The organism is Geodermatophilus sp. SYSU D01180 (assembly GCF_054050415.1).
Window position 1 is genome coordinate 105,965 of sequence record NZ_JBJGZH010000010.1, and the last position, 20,090, is coordinate 126,054.

The window sequence follows — 20,090 nt, forward strand, 5'->3', positions numbered from 1 at the left end:
TCCCGGTAGGTGTCACACGACCGTGAGGGCTCGCGCCGGGTGTCGCACCACCGGATCGCGGCGCAGGGCGGCGTCGACGGCGGCGAGGGTGGCGACGGCGCTGCGCAGGTCCGCCGCGGGGAGGGTGAACGGCACCCGCAGGTGCTCGTCGAAGGCGGTGCCGGTGCCGAACGCGCGGCCCTCGGCCAGCAGCAGCCCGAGCGGGGCGGCCGCGGCCGCCAGCGCGGCGGAGCCGGTGCCCGGCGGGAGCGCGCACCAGACCGACAGGCCGCCGCGCGGGGGCGTCGCGGTCCACGCCGGCAGGCGGGCCGCCAGCTCGGCCAGCAGCACCTCCCGGCGCCCGCGCAGCAGCGCCCGCCGCTGGTCGAGGACCGCGTCGAGGTCCCGCACCAGGGTCGCCGCGGCGAGCTGGTCGAGCAGGCCCACGGAGAGCTGGCGGCGGCCGAGCGCGGCGCCGAGCGAGCCGGCGAGGGCGGCGTCGGTCCGCAGCCAGCCGACCCGCAGTCCGCCCCACACCGTCTTGGACAGCCCGCCGACGGTGATCGTCGCGGCGTCGGGCAGGCCCGCGGCGTACGGCGGCAGCGGCCCGTCGTCGAGGTGCAGCTCCGCGGTGACCTCGTCGACGACGGTCAGCACGCCCTGCTGCCACAGCGTCGCGGCCAGGCGGCGGCGCCCGGCGGCCGACAGCCGGGCGCCGCTGGGGTTGGAGAAGTCCGGCATGAGGAACGCCATCCGCGGGCTGCTCTGCCGGACGGCGATGTGCGCGGCGCCGACGACCGCGTCGGGCTCGGCGGCGTCCACGGCCACCGGCACGCAGCGCCCGCCGGCCGCGGTGACCAGGCCCAGCGCCCCCGGGTAGGTGGGGTGCTCCACCAGGACGCGGTCGCCGGGCTGCAGCAGCGTCTCGAACACCAGCGCGGTCGCGTCCCCGGTGCCCGCGGTGACCACCACCTGCTCGGGGTCGGTGGGCAGGCCGCGGGCGGTGTACCGGTCGGCGATCGCCGCGCGCAGCTCGGGCAGCCCGCCCGGCGCGTAGCCGTGGCCGGCGGCGACGGCGGGCAGCCGCTCCAGCGCCTCCCGGTAGGCGGGCAGCAGTTGCGGCGCCGCCTCCGGTGCGGCGTGCGCGAGGTCGAGCACGGCCGGGTCGGTGGTCGGGGCGGTCCACACCGGGTCGGCCGCGGGCGCCTCGACGACGGTGCCCGCGCCGTGCCGGGTGCTCGCGTGCCCCTCCTCGCGCAGCAGCCGGTAGGCCGAGGCGACGGTCACCCGGCTGACCGCGAGCGCCGCCGCGAGGTCGCGCTCGGCCGGCAGCCGGGTGCCCGGCGCGAGCTGTCCGAGGGCCGCCAGCTCGCGGATGCGCCGCGCCAGCGCGGCGTACCGCGGGCCCGGCAGGTCGCCGAGTGGCCCGACCAGCCCGGCCAGTTCGGGGGCAGTGGACTGCTCAACGCTCGGTGGCATGCAGGCCACCATGCCGGATTGGATCGATTCCGTCCAGGCCGGATGGTGCCACTGTCCTGTGCATGACTCCTGGTGCCGTCCTCGTCCTGCTGTTCCTGCTGGGCCTCGCCGCCCTGGCCGTGACCACGCTGGTGGTCGCCGTCCGCGGCGGCCGCGGCCCGGCCGACCCGCCGGCCAGCCACCTCCGGGTCGACCCGTCCGGCTTCCCCGTGCCGCCGGCGCCGCGCGGCGCCCTGCACGGGCGCGGGCCGCGGACCCGGTCCCCTCAGCGGCCGCGGGCGGCCCTCGCCGCGGCCGCGAGGGCCGCGGCGGCCAGCCACACCGCGCGCGACAGCCGCACCGCGCGCGCGACGTCCCTGCTGGCCGGTGCCGCTCCGTCGCCGAGCACCGGCCGGTCCTCCACCCGGCTGCCGTAGACGTTGCGCCCGCCCAGCCGCAGTCCCAGCGCGCCGGCCGCCGCGGCCTCGCAGCGGCCGGCGTTGGGGCTGGGGTGGGCGGCGCCGTCGCGGCGCCACACCCGCAGCGCGTCGCGGGCCGAGCCACCGGCCAGCGGGGCGCAGGCCACGGTCAGCGCCGCGGTGAGCCGGGCGGGCAGCCAGTTGGCGCCGTCGTCGGCGCGGGCGGCGGCCCAGCCGAACCGGGCGTACCGCGGGGACCGGTGGCCGACCATCGCGTCGAGGGTGTTGACCGCGCGGTACCCCAGCAGCCCGGGCAGCCCGGCCAGCGCGCCCCACACCAGCGGCGCGACCGCGGCGTCGGAGGTGTTCTCCGCGACCGACTCGACGGTGGCCCGGGCCAGCTCACCCTCGTCGAGGGCCGAGGGGTCCCGCCCGGCGAGCGTGGGCAGCAGCGCCCGGGCCGCGGGCAGGTCGCCGGCCTCCAGCGCGCCGGCCATCGCCGTCGCCGCCCGGCCCAGCGACGTGCCGCCCAGCACCGCCCACGTGCCGGCGGCGACGGCGGCGGTGCGCACCGCCGGCCGGCCGCGGGTGGCGCGGTCCACCGCCGCCCCCAGCCCGGCCGCGCCCGCCACGAGCGCCGCCGCGTACCCCGCGCCCGCCCGGCGGGAGTCGCGCCAGACCCGCCGCTCCAGCGCTGCGGCGACCGTGCCGAACCCGGCCACCGGGTGACGCCGCGCGGGATCGGCGAGCAGCAGGTCGGCGGCCGCGCCGAGCGCCAGGCCGAGGGCGGTGGACAGGTCGGGTCGGGCGGGCACGGCGGCCATCCTGCCGAGCGGGCTTCCTAGGATCGCGGCCATGCGCCTGCCCGGCCGTTACGACGGCGTCGCCCGGCCGATCGTCACCTACGGCAGCAACGAGGTGCTGCACCGCCCGACCGCCCCGGTCACCGAGTTCGACGAGCGGCTGCGCCGGCTGGTCCTCGACATGTTCGCCTCGATGCGCGAGGCCGACGGGGTGGGGCTGGCGGCCAACCAGATCGGCGTCGACGCGCGGGTGTTCGTCATCGACTGCCCGGACGCCGACGGCGAGGACGTCGTCGGCTACGCCGTGAACCCGCGGCTCACGCTGCTCGAGCCGACGGGCGGCGAGCCGGCCGAGGAGGTCACCGAGGAGGGCTGCCTGTCGGTGCCCGGCCCCTACGCGGAGCTCGCCCGCGCCTTCCGCGCCCGGGTGGACGGCGTCGACGTGAAGGGGCAGCCGGTCTCCATCGAGGCCACCGGCATGGCCGCGCGCTGCCTGCAGCACGAGGTCGACCACCTCGACGGCGTCGTCTACGTGGACCGGCTGCCCGAGGAGCTGCGCGAGCGGCTGCTCGCCGAGGCCGCCGGGCCCGAGGGCGAGCTGCCGGCATGAGCGAGGCCCAGCAGGTGGAGGCGGTGCAGGTGGAGGAGACCGCGCCGACCCCGATCGTCGTCGTCGGGATCGGCGCGGACGGCTGGGACGGGTTGGCCCCCACGTCGCGGGCGGAGGTGGAGCGGGCCGAGGTGCTGCTCGGCAGCTCCCGCCAGCTCGACCTGGTCCCGGGGGAGGTCCCCGCCGAGCGGGTGCCGTGGCCCTCGCCGCTCACCGAGGCGCTGCCCGGGCTGGTCGAGCAGCACGCCGGCCGCGCGCTGGTGGTGCTGGCCAGCGGCGACCCGATGCTGTCGGGCATCGGCACCACGCTGACCCGGCTGCTGGGCGCCGAGCGGGTGCGGGTGCTGCCGGCGCCGTCGTCGGTGTCGCTGGCCTGCGCGCGGCTGGGCTGGGCGGTCGAGGACACCGAGGTGGTCAGCCTGGTCGGCCGGCCGATCGAGCTGCTGCACCCGCACGTGCAGCCCGGCCGGCGGCTGCTGGTGCTCGGCTCCGACGGCGAGACGCCGGCGCAGGTCGCCGCGCTGCTGGCCGGCCGCGGCTACGGGCAGAGCCTGATCACCGTGCTCGGCGGGCTCGGCGGCCCGGACGAGGAGGTGCGCACCGGCACCGCGGCCACCTGGTCGCAGCCGGCGCCGGCGCTGGTGGTCACCGCCGTCGAGTGCCGGGCCGACCGCGGCACCATGCCGCTGCCCACCACCCCCGGCCTGCCCGACGGCGCCTACGAGTCCGACGGGCAGCTGACCAGGTCGGAGGTCCGCGCGATCACCCTCGCCCGGCTGGCCGCCGTCCCCGGGCAGCTGCTGTGGGACGTCGGGGCCGGCGCCGGCTCGATCGGCATCGAGTGGATGCGCGCGCACCCGACCTGCCGCGCCGTCGCCGTCGAGGCCTCCGCCGAGCGGGCCGAGCGGATCGCGCGCAACGCCGGCCGCCTCGGCGTCCCGTACCTGCGGGTGGTGCACGGGCACGCGCCGGACGTCCTCTCCCGGCTGGGCGCCCCGGATGCGGTGTTCATCGGCGGCGGGCTCACCACGCCGCTGCTGGTGGAGACCTGCTGGGACGCGCTGCCGGTGGGCGGCCGCATGGTGGCCAACGCGGTCACGGTGGAGAGCGAGGCGGTGCTCGCCCAGTGGCACGCCCGGGTCGGCGGGGAGCTGGTGCGGGTGGAGGTGCAGCGCGCCGAGCCGGTCGGGTCGTTCACCGGCTGGAAGCCGGCGATGCCGGTGACGATCTGGTCGGTGACCCGCTGGTGACCGGTCCCCGTTCGGCCTCTCGCGCGCGGGAGGCGGGACCGTGACCGTCTACTTCATCGGGGCCGGGCCCGGGGCCGCGGACCTGGTCACGCTGCGGGCGGCGCGGGTCATCGCCAGCGCCCCGGTCTGCCTGTACGCGGGCGCGCTGGTGCCCCGCGAGCTGCTCGACACCGCCCCGCCCGGCGCCCGGCTGGTCGACACCGCCGACCTCGACCTCGACCGGATCACCGCCGAGCTCGTCGCCGCGCACGAGGCCGGCCACGACGTCGCCCGGCTGCACTCCGGCGACCCCTCGGTCTACAGCGCGATGGCCGAGCAGATGCGCCGGCTCGACGCCGCGGGCGTGCCCTACGACGTCGTCCCGGGGGTGCCGGCGTTCGCCGCCGCGGCCGCCGCGCTCAAGCGGGAGCTGACCGTGCCCGGGGTGGGGCAGACCGTCGTCCTGACCCGCACCAGCGCCCGGTCCACGCCGATGCCGCCGGGGGAGGAGCTGGCCGCCTACGCCGCCACCGGCGCGACGCTGGTGCTGCACCTGGCCGTGCAGCGGATGGCCGAGCTGGCGCCGCAGCTGGCCGAGCACTACGGCGACGACGGCCCGGTCGCCGTCGTCGCCCGGGCCAGCCGCGACGACGAGCTGGTGCTGCGCGGCACGCTCGCCGACATCGCCGGCCAGGTCGAGGCCGCGGGGGTGAGGCGGACCGCGATCGTGGTCGTGGGCCCGGTGCTCACCGCGGGGCAGTTCCCCGACAGCCACCTCTACTCGACGACGAGATGCCGCGGCTAGGCGCGTCCGACCACCGCGCCGGCGCGGTCGATCACCACGACGTCGACCGCGACCGGGGCTCCCCGCAGCACGCCGAGCGCCGTCTCCCGGGCGCCGGCGGCCACCAGGTCGCCCAGCGGCAGCCCGGCCGCCTGGCACTGGCGCAGCGCGTCGAGCGCCGTGTTCGCCCCCCGCACGCCGGCGACCAGGTCGGGGGAGCCGCCCGCGCCGGCCACCCGGGCGGCGAGCGAGTCGAAGGACACCTGCGAGCGGCCCGAGTGCAGGTCGAGGTGGCCGTCGGCGAGCTTGGCCAGCTTGCCGATGCCGCCGGCGACGGTCAGCCGCGGCACCGGGTGGCGGCGCAGGTACTTGAGCACCGCGCCGGCGAAGTCGCCCATGTCCAGCAGCGCGTCCTCGGGCAGGCCGTAGAGCTCCTGCACGGTCTTCTCGCTGGTCGACCCGGTGCACCCGGCCACGTGCGCGTGCCCGGCGGCGCGGGCGACGTCGATGCCGCGGCGGATCGAGTCAATCCACGACGAGCAGGAGTAGGGCACGACGACGCCGGTCGTGCCGAGCACCGACAGCCCGCCGAGGATGCCCAGCCGCGGGTTCCACGTCCTCCGGGCCAGCTCCGCGCCGTTCTCGATGGACACCTCGACGACGACGTCGCCGCTGCCGCCGTGCCGCGCCGCCACCGCCGCGACGTGCTCCCGCATGAACCGCCGCGGCATCGGGTTGATCGCCGGCTCGCCGACGGCCAGCGGCAGCCCGGGCTTGGTCACCGTGCCCACGCCCTCGCCGGCCCGGAAGACCACCCCGCTGCCCGGCTCGCCGTGCGTCACCCGCGCGCTGACCAGGGCGCCGTGGGTGACGTCGGGGTCGTCGCCGGCGTCCTTGACGATCCCGACGGTGGCCGCGCCGGGCTCCAGCGACTCGCGGGCCAGCGCGAAGGCCGGGTGCCGGTCGTTCGGCAGGTCGATGGTCACCGGGTCCGGGAACTCGCCCGTGAGCAGCGCGGTGTAGGCCGCGGTGGTGGCCGCCGTCGCGCACGCGCCGGTGGTCCAGCCGTGCCGCAGCCCGGAGGCGCCGTCCCTGCTCACCGGCCCATGATCCCCGGCGGCGTGGCGTGACCGGGCAGGTGCTCGTGCTCGGCGGCACCGGGGAGGCGCGGCGGCTGGCCGCGGCGCTCGTCGAACGCGGGGTCGACGTCCTGTCCAGCCTCGCCGGGCGGGTGGCCGACCCGGTGCTGCCCGAGGGCGGCGTGCGGGTCGGCGGCTTCGGCGGCGCCGACGGGCTGGCCGACTGGCTGGCCACCCACCGGCCGCGGGCCGTCGTCGACGCGACCCACCCGTTCGCCGCCCGGATCACCGCGAACGCGGCGGCCGCGGCGCGGCGGCACGGCACCCCGCTGCTGCGGCTGCAGCGGCCGGGCTGGACGCCCGGCCCGGGGGACCGGTGGACGTACGTGGACTCCCTGGCCGGCGCGGCCGCGGCGGTCCGGGACGCCGGCACTGTCTTCCTCACCACCGGCCGCCAGGGCGTCGGCGCGTTCGCGGCGCTGCCCGGGCGGGTGCTGGTGCGCTCGGTCGACCCGCCGGACGAGCCGCTGCCCGCGGGGGCGGTGCTGCTGCTGGCCCGCGGCCCGTTCACGGTCGACGAGGAGGTCGCGCTGCTGCGGGAGCACGGCGTCGACGTCGTCGTGACCAAGGACTCCGGCGGGCACATGACCGAGGCCAAGCTGGTCGCCGCCCGGCGGCTCGGGCTGCCGGTCGTGCTGGTCCGCCGCCCGCCGCTGCCCCCGGGGGTCGACGTCGTGACCACCGTCGAGGAGGCGGTGCAGTGGCTAAACGCGTTGAGACGCGACGGTGCCGGAACGGAGGATGGCCCCTCGTGGAACCGATGACCGAGCAGCAGGTGCGGCGCTCCTTCGTCAACTGCTCGAAGGGCGAGGCCAAGGCCGCCACCCTCCCGCGCGACCTCGCCGACCTGCCGTGGGACGAGCTGGAGGTGCTCGGCTGGCGCGACCCGAAGGCGCCGCTGCGCGGCTACCTCGTCGTCCAGCGGGAGGGGGAGCCCGTCGGCATCGCGCTGCGCGCCGCGGAGTCGCGGATGTCCGCGCGCCGGACCGTCATGTGCCTGCTGTGCCAGTCCACCCACTCCGGCGACGCCGTCTCGCTGTTCACCGCGCGCCGCGCCGGCGAGGCCGGCCGCAACGGCGACACGGTCGGCACCTACGTGTGCGCCGACCTCGGCTGCGCCGCCCGGGCCCGCACCGAGATCCCGCCGTGGCTGCGCGACCGGGACCCGGACGAGGTGGGCGAGGAGCGGGTCGCCGAGCTGCGGGAGCGGGTGCACACCTTCCTGGACGCCGTCACCCGCTGACCCGGCGCGTCAGCGTCCCGCGGGGCCGGGGCCGGGGTGCCGGTCCCGGTCGGCCCTCGCCGCGGCGCGGTCACGGGCGGCCTGCTCGCGGTCGGCACGGGCGTCCTCCCGGTCCCGGGCCGCCGCCCGGCGGTCCCGCTCCGCCGCCCGGCGGTCGGCGGCATCGGCCGCCCGGTCGTCCTCGGCCCGCGCCCGGTCCTCCTCGGTCTGGGCGCGGTAGCTCTCGGCGACCTGGACGTCGATGGCCCGCTGGTGCTCCTGCCGCTCGGACGGCACCTCGCCGGCCGAGGCGGTCGCCCGTTCGCGCCAACGCTCCTGCTCGGCCCGGCGCACGCCGGCGGCCGTCTCCCGGTGCTGCGCGGCGGCGGTCCGCTCCGCGGCCCGCTGGTCACGCTCGGCGGCCACCTCGTCGCGCTGCCGCGCGGCCTCCTCGCGGGACAGCGCCGCGTCCTCCCACCGGCGGGCCGCCTGGTCGCGCCGACCGGCCGCGTCCTCCCGCGCCCGGTCGGCGGCCTGCCGTGCCTGCTCGGCGTGCGCCGCGTCCCCGGCGACCGGCCACCGGGCGGCCCGGTCCCGCTCGTGCTCGACGGCCCGCAGTGCCGCCGCGGCCTCGCGCAGGTACCCCTGCGCGTCCTCGACGCGGCCCCTGCGCAGGGCCCGCTCGGCGAGGGCGAGGTGGGTGGCGGCGACGGCGTGCTCGGTCGTGGCCATCGCCTCGGCGCCCCGTCCCAGCCGCTCCTGGAGCCGCCGGACGTCCTGCTGGAGACGCAGTGAGGCCTGCTCGGTGGGGCGGCCGTGCGGAGCGCGCGCCGGCTCGTCGGGCGTGCGCTCTTCGGCGGTCCGCTCCTCGGACCCGTTCATGCGCCCAGCGTTCCCCCGGGGGAGGCTGCGGACAAGGGGCGCCGGGTACCACGCCCCCGACCGGGGATCCCGACCGACCGGAGGCGCAGGACCGTGCCCAACGAGCCCCCGTTGGTCCTCTTCGACCTCGACGGCACGCTGGTCGACTCGACGCCGGGCATCGCTGCCTCGGTGCGGGTGGCCGCGGCCGCGCTCGGCCTGCCCGAGCCGACGCCGGCGCAACTGCGCGACATGGTCGGCCCGCCGCTGCAGGACGGCTTCGCCACGGTGCTCGGGGTCGCGCCGCCCGACGTCGACCGCGCGGTGGCCGCCTACCGGGCGCACTACGCGGCCGGCGCGCTGCTCGACGTCGCCGTGTACGACGGGATCCCGGAGCTGCTGGCCACCCTCCGCGACGGCGGGGCGACCCTGGCGGTGGCGACCAGCAAGCCCGAGGTGTTCGCCGTCCGGGTGCTCGAGGCGACCGGCCTGCGCGCGGCGTTCACCAGCGTGCACGGCGCCACCCTCGACGGCGCGGTGCGGCACAAGGACCAGGTGGTGGCCGCCGCGCTCGCCGCGCACCCCGGGCGGCGGCCGGCCGTGCTCGTCGGCGACCGCGCGCAGGACGTGCTGGGCGCGGCGGCGCACGGGCTGGCGTGCGTGGGCGCGGGCTGGGGACCGGGCGGTCCGGGCGAGCTGGCGGGGGCGGGCGCGGCCGCCGTCGTCGCGACGCCGGGGGAGGTGCCGGCCGCACTCGCGGCGCTGGAGGGGTAGCGGACCGCCGTCCTGGCTAGTCACCGGACGTGACCGTCCCGCTGACCGACGCGCTGCAGGAGCTGCGCGACGCCGTCGCCACGGCGCCGCTCGGCCTGGCCACCCCCGCGCGGGACGCGACCGCGCGGACCGCCCGGGCGGTGGTCGACCAGGTCGACGACTACCTGCTGCCCCGCCTGCGCGACCTCGACGCCCCCCTGCTCGCCGTCGTCGGCGGGTCGACCGGCGCGGGCAAGTCCACGCTGGTCAACAGCGTGCTCGGCGCGCGGGTGACCACCCCCGGCGTGCTCCGGCCGACCACCCGCGCCCCCGTGCTCGTCTGCTCGCCGGCCGACGTGCCGGCGTTCTCCGGCGACCGCGTGCTCCCCGGCCTGCCGCGCACGACCGGCGAGGGCGACGTCACCGGCGGGCTGCGCCTGGTCCCCAGCGAGGCGCTGCCGGCGGGGCTCGCGCTCATCGACGCCCCCGACGTCGACTCGGTGGTCGAGACCAACCGCGACCTCGCCGGGCAGCTGCTGTCGGCGGCGGACCTGTGGGTCTTCGTGACGACGGCGGCCCGCTACGCCGACGCCGTCCCGTGGGACCTGCTGCGCACGGCGCAGGAGCGGGGCACCGCGCTGGCGGTCGTGCTGGACCGGGTGCCGCCCGAGGCGGTCGACGAGGTCGCCGCCGACCTCGCCGGGATGCTGCAGCGCGGCGGGCTGGGGACGGCGCGGCTGTTCGTGGTGGAGGAGCGGCCGCTGCGCGACGGCTTCCTGCCCGAGGAGCAGGTGGCGCCGCTGCGCGACTGGCTGCGCGGGCTGGCCGCCGACCAGGAGCAGCGCGCCGCCGTCGTGCGGCAGACGCTCGCCGGGGCGCTGGAGAGCCTGGACGGCCGGGTGGCCGCGGTCGCCGACGGCGTGGAGGAGCAGGCCGCGGCGGCGGCCGCCCTCGGGAACGCCGCCGACGCCGCCTACGACGGGGCCCGGGACGCGGTCGCCGAGGGCGTGGGCAACGGCAGCCTGCTGCGCGGCGAGGTGCTGGCCCGCTGGCAGGACTTCGTGGGCACCGGCGAGTGGATGCGCTCGCTGCAGAACCGCGTGGGCCGGCTGCGCGACCGGCTGGGCGCCGCGCTCACCGGCCGCCCGACGTCGACGGACTCGCTGAACGGCGCGCTGGAGTCGGGGGTGGAGACGCTGCTGCGGGCCGAGGCCGGCCGCGCCGCCGACCGCACGGTGACCGCGTGGCGCGCGCTGCCCGGCGGGCCGGCGCTGGTCGCCGGGCGCGAGGAGGAGCTCGGCGCGGTGTCGCCGGACTTCGCGCCCGCGGCCGCCGACGAGGTGCGCGACTGGCAGGGCCACGTCCTCGACCTGGTGCGCGAGGAGGGCGCGGGCAAGCGCTCGCAGGCGCGGCTGCTCTCGTGGGGCGTCAACGGGGCCGGCGCGGTGGTGATGGTCGCCGTCTTCGCCTCCACGGCGGGCCTGTCGGGTGCGGAGCTCGCCGTCGCCGGCGGGACGACGGCGCTCGGGCAGCGGGTGCTCGAGGCGGTGTTCGGCGACGCCGCGGTGCGCTCGCTCGCCGCCCGGGCCCGCGCCGACCTCGACGACCGCGCCGACCGGCTGCTGGCCGCCGAGCAGGACCGCTTCGACGAGCTGCTCGCCGTCGCCGCGGACGCCCCCGGCGCGGCGAAGGAGCTGCGCTCCGCGGTCGCCACGCTGGCCGCGGCCCGGGGGGCCGGCGCGTGAGGGGCCGCGCGCCGTCGCTGGCCGACCGGCTGGCCGCGCTGCGGGAGGCGGTCGAGGTCGCCGACGGGCGGCTGGAGGTGCCCGAGGTGGGCGCGGCGCGGTCGCTGCTGGCCAAGGCCGGGGCGCGCGAGGCGCTGGGCGACGCGACCGTCGTCGCGCTGGCCGGGGCCACCGGCAGCGGCAAGTCCACGCTGTTCAACGCGCTGTCCGGGGCCGAGGTGAGCACGCCCGGCGTGCGGCGGCCGACCACCGGCGTCGCGCACGCCAGCGTCTGGGGCGGCCCCTCCACCGGAGCGCACGGCGCGGACCGGCTGCTGGACTGGCTGGAGGTGCCGCGGCGGCACCGGGTGGCCGACCCCGACCCCGCGCTCGACGGCCTGGTGCTGCTGGACCTGCCCGACCACGACAGCGTGCGGCTGGAGAACCGGCTGGAGGTCGACCGGCTGGTGCAGCTGGTCGACGTCCTGGTGTGGGTGCTGGACCCGCAGAAGTACGCCGACGACGCCGTCCACACCCGCTACCTCGCGCCGCTGGCCGGGCACTCGGGCGTGCTGCTGGTGGTGCTCAACCAGGTGGACCGGCTCGACGAGGCGGCGGCCGTCGCGTGCCTGGCCGACCTGCGCCGGCTGCTCGACGAGGAGGGCCTGACCGGGGTGCCGGTGCTGCCCACCGCGGCCTCCAGCGGTCTGGGCCTGCCGCAGCTGCGGGCCGAGCTCGGCCGCCGGGTGGGCGCCCGCAAGGCCGCCACCGACCGGCTGACCGCCGACGCGCGGGGCGCCGCCTCGGCCCTGGCCGCCCACTGCGCGCCCGACGCCGGCCGCGACCGCGGGCCGGACCGGGCGGCGCGGGAGGAGCTCGCCGGCGCGCTCGCCGACGCCGCGGGGGTGCCGGCGGTCGTCGCCGCGGTCGAGCGCTCGGCGCACCGCAGCGGCGTGGCGCACACCGGCTGGCCGGTGCTGCGGTGGACGTCGAAGCTGCGGGCCGACCCGCTGGGCCGGCTCAACCTGGGCGACGAGCGGTCACGCACCTCGCTGCCGCAGGCCGGCGCGGTGCAGCGGGCCGGGATGGACGCCGCGCTGCGCCGGGCCCGCGACGACGCCGGCCGCGGGCTGCCGCCGGCCTGGCGCGACGAGCTGCGCCGGACGTCGGAGGACACGGAGGAGCGGTTGCCCGACCGGCTCGACCGCGCCGTCGCCGGCACCGACCTCGGCCCCGACCGGACGCCGCTGTGGCAGCGCGCGGCCGGGGGCCTGCAGTGGCTGCTGGCGCTCACCGCGCTGGTCGGCGCGCTGTGGCTGCTCGCGCTGGCGGGGCTGGGGCTGCTGCAGCTCGACGACGTCCTGCCGCTGCCGCGGGTGCAGGGCATCCCGCTGCCCACCCTGCTGCTGGCCGGCGGGCTGCTCGCCGGGCTGCTGCTGGCGCTGCTGTGCCGGCCGCTGGTGGCCGCGGGGGCGAGACGCCGGGCGCGGACGGCGCGGCGCCGGCTCACCGCGCGGGTGGCCGAGGTGGCCGACGAGGAGGTGCTGGCGCCGCTGGCGGCGGCGCGCGCCGACCACGACCGGTTCTGCGCCGCGATCGGTCGCGCACGATCCTGATGTGTGGCACCTGGCCCCGTGGGGGCAGGTCACGGCATGACCGAGACCGTGTCCCCCCGTGCCCTCGCCCTCGTCTGCAGCCTCGAGCCCTCGCTCGCGCCGTCGTCGTCCGAGCTCATGGCCCGCCAGGTCCTCGACGCGCTCGGGGAGCACGGCTCCACCTCCGAGGTGGTCCGCGTCGTCGACCACGACGTGAAGCCGGGCGTGGAGATGGACATGGGCGAGGGCGACGCGTGGCCGGCGATCCGCGAGCAGCTGATGGCGGCCGACGTCCTGGTGGTCTCGACGCCGACCTGGGTCGGGCACATGAGCAGCGTCGCCCAGCGGGTGCTGGAGCGGCTCGACGGCGAGCTGTCCGAGACCGACGGCTCCGGGCGGCCGCGGGTGACCGGCAAGGTCGCGGTGGTGTGCGTGGTCGGCAACGAGGACGGCGCCCACGAGATCACCGCGGACCTGTTCCAGGGCCTCGACGACATCGGCTTCACCATCCCCGCCCAGGGCGCCGTCTACTGGAACGACGAGGCGATGGGCGGCCGGGACTACCAGGACCTCGAGGAGACCCCCGAGGCGGTCGCGTCGACGACGAGGACGCTGGCCGAGAACGCCGCCCACCTGGCACGCGTGCTCGAGGGGAACCCCTACCCGGGCCGCTGACGCCGGGCCCGACGTTGTGCGCCTGCGCGGGGTTCGCTGCGTCAGGACCCCGCGTGGGCGCCCACCGTCGCCGGGCAGCCGGACCTCAGGCGGCCAGCGGCTCCGACGGCTCGTCGGCGGGCAGGGGAGCGGGCGCGCGCCGGGTCGACAGGCGCAGGCCGGCCGCCGCGCCCAGGGCCAGCAGGATCACCACGGCGCCGTAGACCTCCGCGGTCAGCCGCAGCCCGACCGCGCCCGAGGCGACGCCCGCGGCGATCGCCGGGATGCTGAAGGCCAGGTAGCCGACGACGAAGACGCTCGACAGCAGCCCCGCGCGGTGGCCGGGCGCGACACCCGACGTCACGGTGGCCACGGTGCCGAGGAAGGCCGCGCCGAAGCCCAGGCCGGCCAGCCCGGAGGCCACGAAGAACAGCCACAGCGTCCCGGTGACCAGCGCGACCAGCAGGCCGGCGACGGCGACCGCGAACACGACGCAGCCGCCGCCCATCGCCCGGCGCGGCGGCACGTCCCGGGCCAGCACGCCGCCGACGGCGGCCGCGCCCTGCATGCAGAGGATGAGCAGGCTGCCGACGAGGTGGTCCGCCACGCCGAACACCCCGGCGGTCAGCGACGGCCCGAGCGACAGCACCAGCCCGCCCATCGCCCAGAGCGCGACCAGGCAGGGCACCCCGACGGCGAACGCGCGCCGCTGCGGCCGCGGCACCTCCACCCGCGGGCGCAGCGAGGCCAGCGCCCCGGGCACCCGCGGGGAGGTCTCGGGCAGCAGCAGGGCCAGCCCCGCGCCCAGCACGAAGGCCACGGTCAGCACGCCGAACACCCACGGCGTCGGCTCCGCGACCCCCTCGATCGCCAGGCCCGCGCCCACCGCGCCCAGCGACAGCCCGAGGCCCGGCGAGACGCTGTTCAGCAGCGCACCCAGCGGGCGCCCCGAGGGGCGCTGCAGGTCCAGCAGCGCCGCGCCGAGCGACCCGGTCAGCGCGCCGGTCGACAGCCCCTGCAGCGTGCGCGCGGCCAGCAGCCAGCCCACGCCGTCGGCGGCGAGGAAGACCGCCATCGCGAACGCCTGCAGCAGCAGACCGGCAGCGAGCACCGGCCGCCGGCCCACGTGGTCGGACAGGCTGCCGACCACCAGCAGCGCGGCGAGCAGCGCGAAGGCGTAGATGCCGAACACCAGCGTCAGGACGCCGGCGCCGAAGCCGAACTGCTCCTGGTACACGCGGTACAGCGGGGACGGCACACCGGAGGCGGCCAGCACCAGCACGAGGAGTCCGGCCACCGACCAGAACGCGACCGGGCGGGGGAGGCGGGGCACGACAGTTGCCAAGGCCACCGATCCGGCCGGCATTCCCGTCAGGACGGGTAGCGGCGCGGCGTGTAGACCTGCCCGGCCGGCGTCACCCGCGTCTGCGAGGACCCGACCAGCAGCAGGCAGCGCATGTCCACCGTCTCCGGGTCCAGGTCGCGCAGCGTCGTCACCCGGACCTCCTCCTCGGGCCCGCCGACGTCCCGGCCGACGACGACCACCGTCTCCGGCTCGCGCACCTCGCGCAGCGCGTCGAGCGCCTTGGCCAGCTGGTGCGGGCGGGCCCTCGACCGCGGGTTGTACAGCGCCAGCACCAGGTCGGCGGCCGCCGCGGAGCGCAGCCGGTCGAGGACGACGTCGAGCGGCTTGAGCACGTCGGAGAGGCTGATGACGGCGAAGTCGTGGCCCAGCGGCGCGCCGACCCGGGACGCCACCGCCTGCGCGGCGGTCAGCCCGGGCAGCACCCGCACGGGGACGCCGGCGTGCTCGGGGCGGGCGGCCACCTCGAGCACCGCGGCGGCCATCGCGAACACGCCCGGGTCGCCGCTGGAGACGACCGCGACCCGCCGTCCGGACCGGGCCAGCTCCAGCGCGTGCGCGGCCCGCTCGGCCTCCACCCGGTTGTCGCTGGGGTGGCGGGTCTGCCGCGGGTTGGCCGGCACCCGGTCCAGGTAGGGGCCGTAGCCGACCAGGTCGTCGGCGGCGGCGAGCGCGTCGGCCACCTCGGGCGTCGTCCAGCCGCGGGCGCCGGGGCCGAGGCCGACGACGACCACCTCGCCGGTGCGCGACGCGTCGTCCGGGCGACCCGGCGCGTTCCCCGGGCCGGTGAGCGGCGAGGGCAGCAGCGCCAGGGAGAAGTAGGGCACGGTCGCGGGGTCGACGTCGGCCAGCGGCATCGTGCGCTGGCGGTCGGTGGTGGCCCGCTCGACGTAGAGCGCGCGGTCCAGCACGCCGGCGGCCTCGAACGCCTCGCGGACCTGCGGGAACGTCCGGCCGAGCTTCACCACCGCGGCCGAGTCGGTGGTGGCCAGCCACTCGGCGAGCTCGTCGGCGGGCAGCGTGCCGGGCAGCACGGTGAGCACCTCGTCCCGCTCCACCAGCGGCCGGCCGACGACGGCGGCGGCGCCGCTGACGCTGGTCACGCCGGGCACCACCTCGGTCGGGTACCGGTGCGCGAGCCGCTTGTGCATGTGCATGTAGGACCCGTAGAAGAACGGGTCGCCCTCCGCGAGCACGACGACGTCGCGGCCGGCGTCGAGGTGCGCGGCCAGCCGGGCGGCGGCGGCCTCGTAGAACTCGTCGATCGCGCCCTGGTAGCCGCCGGGGTGGTCGGTGCCCTCGGTGGTCACCGGGTAGACCAGCAGCTCCTCGACCTGCCCCTCCCGCAGGTACGGGGCGGCCAGCGCGCGCGCGACCGAGCGGCCGTGCTGCGCGGCGTGGAAGGCGACGACGTCGGCGGCGGCGATCAGGCGGGCGGCCTTGACGGTGACGAGCTCGGGGTCGCCGGGGCCCAGCCCGACGCCGTAGAGGCGGCCGCTCACCGGGCGCTCCCGGCGGCAGGAATGGCCATCTCCGACATCCCCGCGGTCACTCGACGTCGCTCGCGATCGCGTTGACCGCGGCCGCGGCCATGGCGCTGCCGCCCCGCCGGCCGCGGACCACGAGGAACGGCAGGTCGGAGGCCGCCAGCGCCTCCTTGGACTCGGCCGCGCCGATGAAGCCGACCGGGATGCCGAGGACGGCGGCCGGGCGGGGCCCGCCCGCGGCGACGATCTCGAGCAGGTGGAACAGCGCGGTGGGCGCGTTGCCGACGGCCACGACGGCGCCGTCGAGCCGGTCGCGCCACAGCTCCAGCGCGGCGGCGGTGCGGGTGGTGCCGAGCGCGGCGGCCAGCGCCGGGACGCGCGGGTCGCCCAGGGTGCAGACGACGTCGTTGTCCTTCGGCAGCCGGCGGCGCGTGACGCCGGAGGCGACCATCTGCGCGTCGCACAGGACGGGCGCGCCGGCGTCGAGGGCCTCGCGGGCGAGCCGGACGACGTCGGGGCTCGCGGCGACGTCGGCGACCAGGTCCACCTGACCACAGGCGTGGATCATCCGGACGACCACCCGCGCGAGGTCCTCGGGCAGGCCGGCGAGGTCCGCCTCGGCGCGGATCGTCGCGAACGACTGCCGGTAGATCTCGGCGCCGTCCTTCTCGTACTCGTACATCGGGCAGGAGGCTACGTCGCGCACGGAGCGGGTAGCCGAGGGCATGGCCCTTCCCCGCCTGCTCGTCCTCGTCCTCGCCGGTGGCGCCGGTGGGCGCCTGCAGCTGCTCACCGAGCACCGCGCCAAGCCCGCCGTCCCGTTCGCCGGGGTGTACCGGCTGATCGACTTCCCGCTGAGCAACTGCCAGCACTCGGGCATCCCCGACGTGTGGGTGTCGATCCAGCAGCACCCGGCGTCGCTGGCCGACCACCTGGCCAACGGCCGGCCGTGGGACCTCGACCGCACGACCGGCGGGCTGATGACGCTGCCGCCGTTCCAGGGCACCGAGCGCGGCGGCTGGAACACCGGGACGGCGAACTCGCTGTGGCGGCAGGCCGAGCTGATCCGCCAGTTCGGCCTGGAGGCGCTGGTCGTGGTCAGCGCGGACGCCGTCTACGAGCTCGACTACCGCGAGGTCGCCGAGGCGCACCTGCAGTCGGGCGCCGAGGTGACGATGGTGACCACCGAGGTCGCCGCCGACGACGCCGCGCGCTACGGCATCGTCGAGGTCGACGGCGACCGGGTGACCGGCTACGCCTACAAGCCCGACGAGCCGGCCACGACCACCGCCACCAACGAGGTGTTCGTCTTCGACCCGGGGCCCACGCTGGACCGGCTGGAGCAGCTGCGGTCGGAGGTCGGCGAGGAGGGGCTCGAGGACCTCGGCACCCACCTGCTCCCGGCGCAGACCCGCGACGGCGGCGCCCGGGCCCACCCGCTGAAGGGCTACTGGCGGGACGTCGGCACGGTCCCCGCGTACTGGGAGGCGCACCAGGAGTTCCTGTCGGACGAGCCGCCGATCGACCTCGACGCCCCCGGCTGGCCGATCCACACCCGCGGCGGCCGGCACAGCGCCGCCCGGGTCCTCGACGACGGCCAGATCGAGAACAGCCTGCTGTCGGGCGGCACCCGGGTGTCCGGGAACGTCCGCGGGTCGGTGCTCTCGCCCGGCGTGGTGGTCGAGGCCGGGGCGACCGTCGTCGACTCGGTCCTGCTGCCGGGGGTGCGGGTGCGCTCCGGCGCGACCGTGACCCGCGCGGTGGTCGACGACCGCGTCGACGTCGGCCGCGGCGCCACCATCGGCGGCGACGGCGACGTCACGCTGGTCGGCCGCGCGGTGTCCGTCCCCGAGGGCACGGAGGTCCCGGCCGGGGCCCGGTACCCGGACCCGGACGACGACTAGCCCACGCGGTAGCCGTCGAGGGTCGCGACGACGTCGAGGACCTCCCCGCGCGGGCGGCCGCAGCGGCGCTCGCAGCCGGCCCAGTGCAGGCGGACGCCCTCCGGGACGGTGCCGGACGCGACCGCCGCCGCGGCGTCGGCCCGGACGTCGGCCCGCGACTTCGCGCAGCCGGGCCGGCCGGCGCACGCGGTGACCTGCGCCCACGGGCTCTCGGCGTCGAACACCACGCCGGTGCGGTACAGGTCGACCGCGGCGTCGTCCACGCGGTCCTCGGCCAGGTCGGGCACGACGACGCTGCGCCACGGGGTCAGCTGCACCCCGTCGGTCAGCGACGCGAGCAGGTCGGCCTGGTCGGCGGAGAGCCGGCCGAGGGGGACGATGCCGACCAGCGCGGTCCGCCCGTCGGCCTGCGTCTCCGCGCCGACCGGGCCCGTCTCCGGTGCGGCGGGGACGGCGACCGGCGCGACCGGGGTGCCGCCCAGCCGCGCGGCCACGCGGGCCGGGCCGTCGTCGAGCTCGGCCAGCCGCCAGGCGGTGCCGCCCTGCGCGGCGCGCTCGGCGAGGAAGGCGCGGGTGGCGGCGAGCAGCAGGCCGACGGCGCCGTCGGCGTCCGCGCGCAGCCCGCTGTCCGCCCCGCCGAGCAGCAGCGCCACCGAGGACGGCGACAGCGCCAGCAGGCCGACGTCGCCGCCGAGCCCGGACACGTCGCCGCGGCCGTCGTCCAGCGTCGCCAGGTAGCGGCCCGGCAGCGCGGCGAGGGCGGGGTCGGCGCACAGGCCGGCGTCGAGCGCGGCCACCCACGGCCGGGCGTCGAGCAGCCCGCCGGCGCGGCCGGTCAGCGCGCTGGCCAGCACGTTGCGCACCCGCTCGTGCGTCTCGCTGGGCAGCAGGCCCCCGCCGGCGAGCCGGTCGCCCAGCTCCCGCGCGGCGCCGGCGGCCAGCCCGCGCAGCTGCAGGTTGCCCCGGCTGGTCATCTCGAGGGCGCCGTCGCCGAGGTCGCGCGCGGCGGCGGCGAGCACCCGCAGCTGGGCGGCGCCGAGCAGGCCGCCGGGCACCCGCACGCGGGCGAGCTCGCCGTCGGCGGCGGAGTGCGTCTGCAGCGCGCCGGGGCAGGCGTCGGCGCGAGGTCGGGGCGTCGTCATCGCGCCCGCGAGGCTACGACGCCCCCACCACCCCGGCGGCGAGCTCGGCGGCCACCGGGTGCCCGAACAGGCCGGGCAGCCCGCCGGTGTGCACGAACACCGTCCGCTCGCCGGGCCGGACCGAGCCGTCGGCCACCGCGGCGGCCAGCCCGGCCAGCGCCTTGGCCGTGTAGACGGGGTCGAGCAGCAGCCCCTCGGTGCCGGCCGCCGTCCGCAGCGCCGCGACGGCGGCGTCGGTGCGCGCGCCGTAGCCGTCGCCCACCTGGTCGCGGCGCAGCCGCAGCCCTGCCGCCGAGCCGCCGAGCGCCGTCACCAGCGCCGCCACCCGCTCCGCCGGGTCGGGCACCGCCCCGGTGTCGACGCCGAGCACCCGCTCGGCGCCGAGCCCGGCCACCAGGCCGGCCATCGTGCCGCCGGAGCCGACCGCGACGACGACGTGCCGGGCGCCGGGCGCCTGCTCCCGCAGCTCGTCCGCGCAGGCCAGGTAGCCCCGCGCGCCGGTGGGCGACGAGCCGCCCAGCGGCAGCACCGCGGGCACCTCGCCGGCCGCCCGCAGCTCGGCGGCCACCTCGGCCACCCGGGCGTCGACGTCGTCCGGGCCGGCGACCACGACCACGCGGGCCCCGAGCGCGCCCTCCAGCGCCAGGTTCCCGGGCCGCTGCGCCGACGGCGTGCCGTGCAGCACCAGCACGGCACCCAGCCCCAGCCGCGCGGCGGCCGCGGCGGTCATCCGCGCGTGGTTGCTCTGCACGCCGCCGCTGGTGACCAGGACGGTCGCGCCGTCCCCGGTCGCCTCGGCGACGAGGTGCTCGAGCTTGCGCACCTTGTTGCCGCCGCCGAGGTCGGTCAGGTCGTCCCGCTTCACCGCCAGGTCCCCGGGCCGCAGGCCGAGGGCGGCGGCGAGCCGCGGTGCCGGGTCGAGCGGGGTGGGCCAGTGCGCCAGGCGGACGGTCACCCCCGCATC

The 20,090-nt window shown here is 78.6% G+C and carries 19 protein-coding genes; 10 read left to right on the forward strand and 9 right to left on the reverse strand.

The features are described from left to right. Nucleotides 1-12 precede the first annotated feature (12 nt). The gene (yczR, locus tag ACI8AA_RS11705) at nt 13-1,458 is read right to left on the reverse strand and encodes a MocR-like transcription factor YczR (RefSeq protein ID WP_457044583.1); all 1,446 of its coding nucleotides are present in this window, start codon (nt 1,456-1,458) and stop codon (nt 13-15) included. Between the two features lie 265 nt (nt 1,459-1,723). After that, nucleotides 1,724-2,671, reverse strand: coding sequence for a cobalamin biosynthesis protein (locus tag ACI8AA_RS11710; RefSeq protein ID WP_457044584.1), 948 nt, complete (start codon nt 2,669-2,671; stop codon nt 1,724-1,726). A gap of 40 nt (nt 2,672-2,711) precedes the next feature. Here ACI8AA_RS11710 and def point away from each other — a divergent pair, with 40 nt between their 5' ends. The 3 genes from def to cobM are packed head-to-tail and all read left to right on the forward strand — an operon-like array spanning nt 2,712 to nt 5,303. After that, nucleotides 2,712-3,269, forward strand: coding sequence for a peptide deformylase (gene def, locus ACI8AA_RS11715; protein WP_457044585.1), 558 nt, complete (start codon nt 2,712-2,714; stop codon nt 3,267-3,269). Further along, nucleotides 3,266-4,519, forward strand: coding sequence for a precorrin-6y C5,15-methyltransferase (decarboxylating) subunit CbiE (gene cbiE / locus ACI8AA_RS11720; RefSeq protein ID WP_457044586.1), 1,254 nt, complete (start codon nt 3,266-3,268; stop codon nt 4,517-4,519). The genes def and cbiE overlap by 4 nt, the downstream gene beginning before the upstream one ends. Nucleotides 4,520-4,559: 40 nt before the next feature. Continuing rightward, complete coding sequence (cobM, locus tag ACI8AA_RS11725) at nt 4,560-5,303, forward strand: precorrin-4 C(11)-methyltransferase (protein ID WP_457044587.1); 744 nt, start codon at nt 4,560-4,562, stop codon at nt 5,301-5,303. On the opposite strand, the gene ACI8AA_RS11730 is transcribed toward cobM, so the two are convergent. Next, nucleotides 5,300-6,382, reverse strand: a complete 1,083-nt coding sequence (locus ACI8AA_RS11730) for a cobalt-precorrin-5B (C(1))-methyltransferase (protein ID WP_457044588.1) — start codon at nt 6,380-6,382, stop codon at nt 5,300-5,302. The genes cobM and ACI8AA_RS11730 overlap by 4 nt on opposite strands. Nucleotides 6,383-6,408: 26 nt before the next feature. On the opposite strand from ACI8AA_RS11730, the gene ACI8AA_RS11735 reads away from it, so the two are divergent. Further along, nucleotides 6,409-7,185, forward strand: coding sequence for a cobalt-precorrin-6A reductase (locus ACI8AA_RS11735; protein ID WP_457044589.1), 777 nt, complete (start codon nt 6,409-6,411; stop codon nt 7,183-7,185). Beyond that, nucleotides 7,182-7,664 (forward strand): FBP domain-containing protein, encoded by a 483-nt coding sequence (locus ACI8AA_RS11740; protein WP_457044627.1) that lies wholly within the window; start codon nt 7,182-7,184, stop codon nt 7,662-7,664. The genes ACI8AA_RS11735 and ACI8AA_RS11740 overlap by 4 nt, the downstream gene beginning before the upstream one ends. Nucleotides 7,665-7,673: 9 nt before the next feature. On the opposite strand, the gene ACI8AA_RS11745 is transcribed toward ACI8AA_RS11740, so the two are convergent. Then, a complete protein-coding gene (locus tag ACI8AA_RS11745) occupies nt 7,674-8,525 on the reverse strand; it encodes a hypothetical protein (protein WP_457044590.1) in 852 nt (283 codons plus the stop codon). 93 nt (nt 8,526-8,618) lie between these two features. On the opposite strand from ACI8AA_RS11745, the gene ACI8AA_RS11750 reads away from it, so the two are divergent. The 4 genes from ACI8AA_RS11750 to ACI8AA_RS11765 are packed head-to-tail and all read left to right on the forward strand — an operon-like array spanning nt 8,619 to nt 13,251. Next, on the forward strand, nt 8,619-9,278 hold the full coding sequence (locus ACI8AA_RS11750) for an HAD hydrolase-like protein (RefSeq protein WP_457044591.1): 660 nt from the start codon (nt 8,619-8,621) through the stop codon (nt 9,276-9,278). A 29-nt stretch (nt 9,279-9,307) separates the two neighbouring features. Then, the gene (locus tag ACI8AA_RS11755) at nt 9,308-11,002 is read left to right on the forward strand and encodes an ABC transporter (protein ID WP_457044592.1); all 1,695 of its coding nucleotides are present in this window, start codon (nt 9,308-9,310) and stop codon (nt 11,000-11,002) included. Next, nucleotides 10,999-12,597, forward strand: coding sequence for a GTPase (locus tag ACI8AA_RS11760; protein ID WP_457044593.1), 1,599 nt, complete (start codon nt 10,999-11,001; stop codon nt 12,595-12,597). Before ACI8AA_RS11755 ends, ACI8AA_RS11760 begins: the two co-directional genes overlap by 4 nt. A 36-nt stretch (nt 12,598-12,633) precedes the next feature. Continuing rightward, entirely contained in the window at nt 12,634-13,251 is a 618-nt protein-coding gene (locus ACI8AA_RS11765) for a flavodoxin family protein (protein WP_457044594.1), read from the forward strand. Between the two features lie 85 nt (nt 13,252-13,336). Here the strand turns inward: ACI8AA_RS11765 and ACI8AA_RS11770 are convergent, their stop codons facing one another. Genes ACI8AA_RS11770 through ACI8AA_RS11780 form a run of 3 tightly spaced genes read right to left on the reverse strand, consistent with a single transcriptional unit; the run spans nt 13,337 to nt 16,762 of the window. Beyond that, on the reverse strand, nt 13,337-14,563 hold the full coding sequence (locus tag ACI8AA_RS11770; RefSeq protein ID WP_457044595.1) for an MFS transporter: 1,227 nt from the start codon (nt 14,561-14,563) through the stop codon (nt 13,337-13,339). A 38-nt stretch (nt 14,564-14,601) separates the two neighbouring features. After that, nucleotides 14,602-16,095, reverse strand: a complete 1,494-nt coding sequence (locus ACI8AA_RS11775; RefSeq protein ID WP_457044596.1) for a precorrin-2 C(20)-methyltransferase — start codon at nt 16,093-16,095, stop codon at nt 14,602-14,604. Nucleotides 16,096-16,141: 46 nt separating this feature from the next. Next, a complete protein-coding gene (locus tag ACI8AA_RS11780) occupies nt 16,142-16,762 on the reverse strand; it encodes a precorrin-8X methylmutase (protein WP_457044597.1) in 621 nt (206 codons plus the stop codon). A gap of 43 nt (nt 16,763-16,805) precedes the next feature. Here ACI8AA_RS11780 and ACI8AA_RS11785 point away from each other — a divergent pair, with 43 nt between their 5' ends. Further along, nucleotides 16,806-17,984: a glucose-1-phosphate adenylyltransferase family protein gene (locus ACI8AA_RS11785; protein ID WP_457044598.1), complete on the forward strand. Its 1,179-nt coding sequence runs from the start codon at nt 16,806-16,808 to the stop codon at nt 17,982-17,984. On the opposite strand, the gene ACI8AA_RS11790 is transcribed toward ACI8AA_RS11785, so the two are convergent. Together ACI8AA_RS11790 and ACI8AA_RS11795 are read right to left on the reverse strand one after the other, a co-directional pair. Continuing rightward, nucleotides 17,981-19,126 (reverse strand): precorrin-3B synthase, encoded by a 1,146-nt coding sequence (locus ACI8AA_RS11790; protein ID WP_457044599.1) that lies wholly within the window; start codon nt 19,124-19,126, stop codon nt 17,981-17,983. The two genes, ACI8AA_RS11785 and ACI8AA_RS11790, sit on opposite strands and share 4 nt — an antisense overlap. A gap of 13 nt (nt 19,127-19,139) precedes the next feature. After that, nucleotides 19,140-20,081, reverse strand: a complete 942-nt coding sequence (locus ACI8AA_RS11795) for a pyridoxal-phosphate dependent enzyme (protein ID WP_457044600.1) — start codon at nt 20,079-20,081, stop codon at nt 19,140-19,142. Between the last annotated feature and the right edge of the window lie 9 nt (nt 20,082-20,090).

Excerpts from the sequence above, each read along its gene's own strand:
- yczR (WP_457044583.1), bottom strand. The coding sequence starts at position 1,458 with ATGCCACCGAGCGTTGAGCAGTCCACTGCCCCCGAACTGGCCGGGCTG.
- def (WP_457044585.1), top strand. The coding sequence starts at position 2,712 with ATGCGCCTGCCCGGCCGTTACGACGGCGTCGCCCGGCCGATCGTCACC.
- cbiE (WP_457044586.1), top strand. The coding sequence starts at position 3,266 with ATGAGCGAGGCCCAGCAGGTGGAGGCGGTGCAGGTGGAGGAGACCGCG.
- ACI8AA_RS11740 (WP_457044627.1), top strand. The coding sequence starts at position 7,182 with ATGACCGAGCAGCAGGTGCGGCGCTCCTTCGTCAACTGCTCGAAGGGC.
- ACI8AA_RS11745 (WP_457044590.1), bottom strand. The coding sequence starts at position 8,525 with ATGAACGGGTCCGAGGAGCGGACCGCCGAAGAGCGCACGCCCGACGAG.
- ACI8AA_RS11765 (WP_457044594.1), top strand. The coding sequence starts at position 12,634 with ATGACCGAGACCGTGTCCCCCCGTGCCCTCGCCCTCGTCTGCAGCCTC.
- ACI8AA_RS11780 (WP_457044597.1), bottom strand. The coding sequence starts at position 16,762 with ATGTACGAGTACGAGAAGGACGGCGCCGAGATCTACCGGCAGTCGTTC.
- ACI8AA_RS11785 (WP_457044598.1), top strand. The coding sequence starts at position 16,806 with ATGGCCCTTCCCCGCCTGCTCGTCCTCGTCCTCGCCGGTGGCGCCGGT.
- ACI8AA_RS11790 (WP_457044599.1), bottom strand. The coding sequence starts at position 19,126 with ATGACGACGCCCCGACCTCGCGCCGACGCCTGCCCCGGCGCGCTGCAG.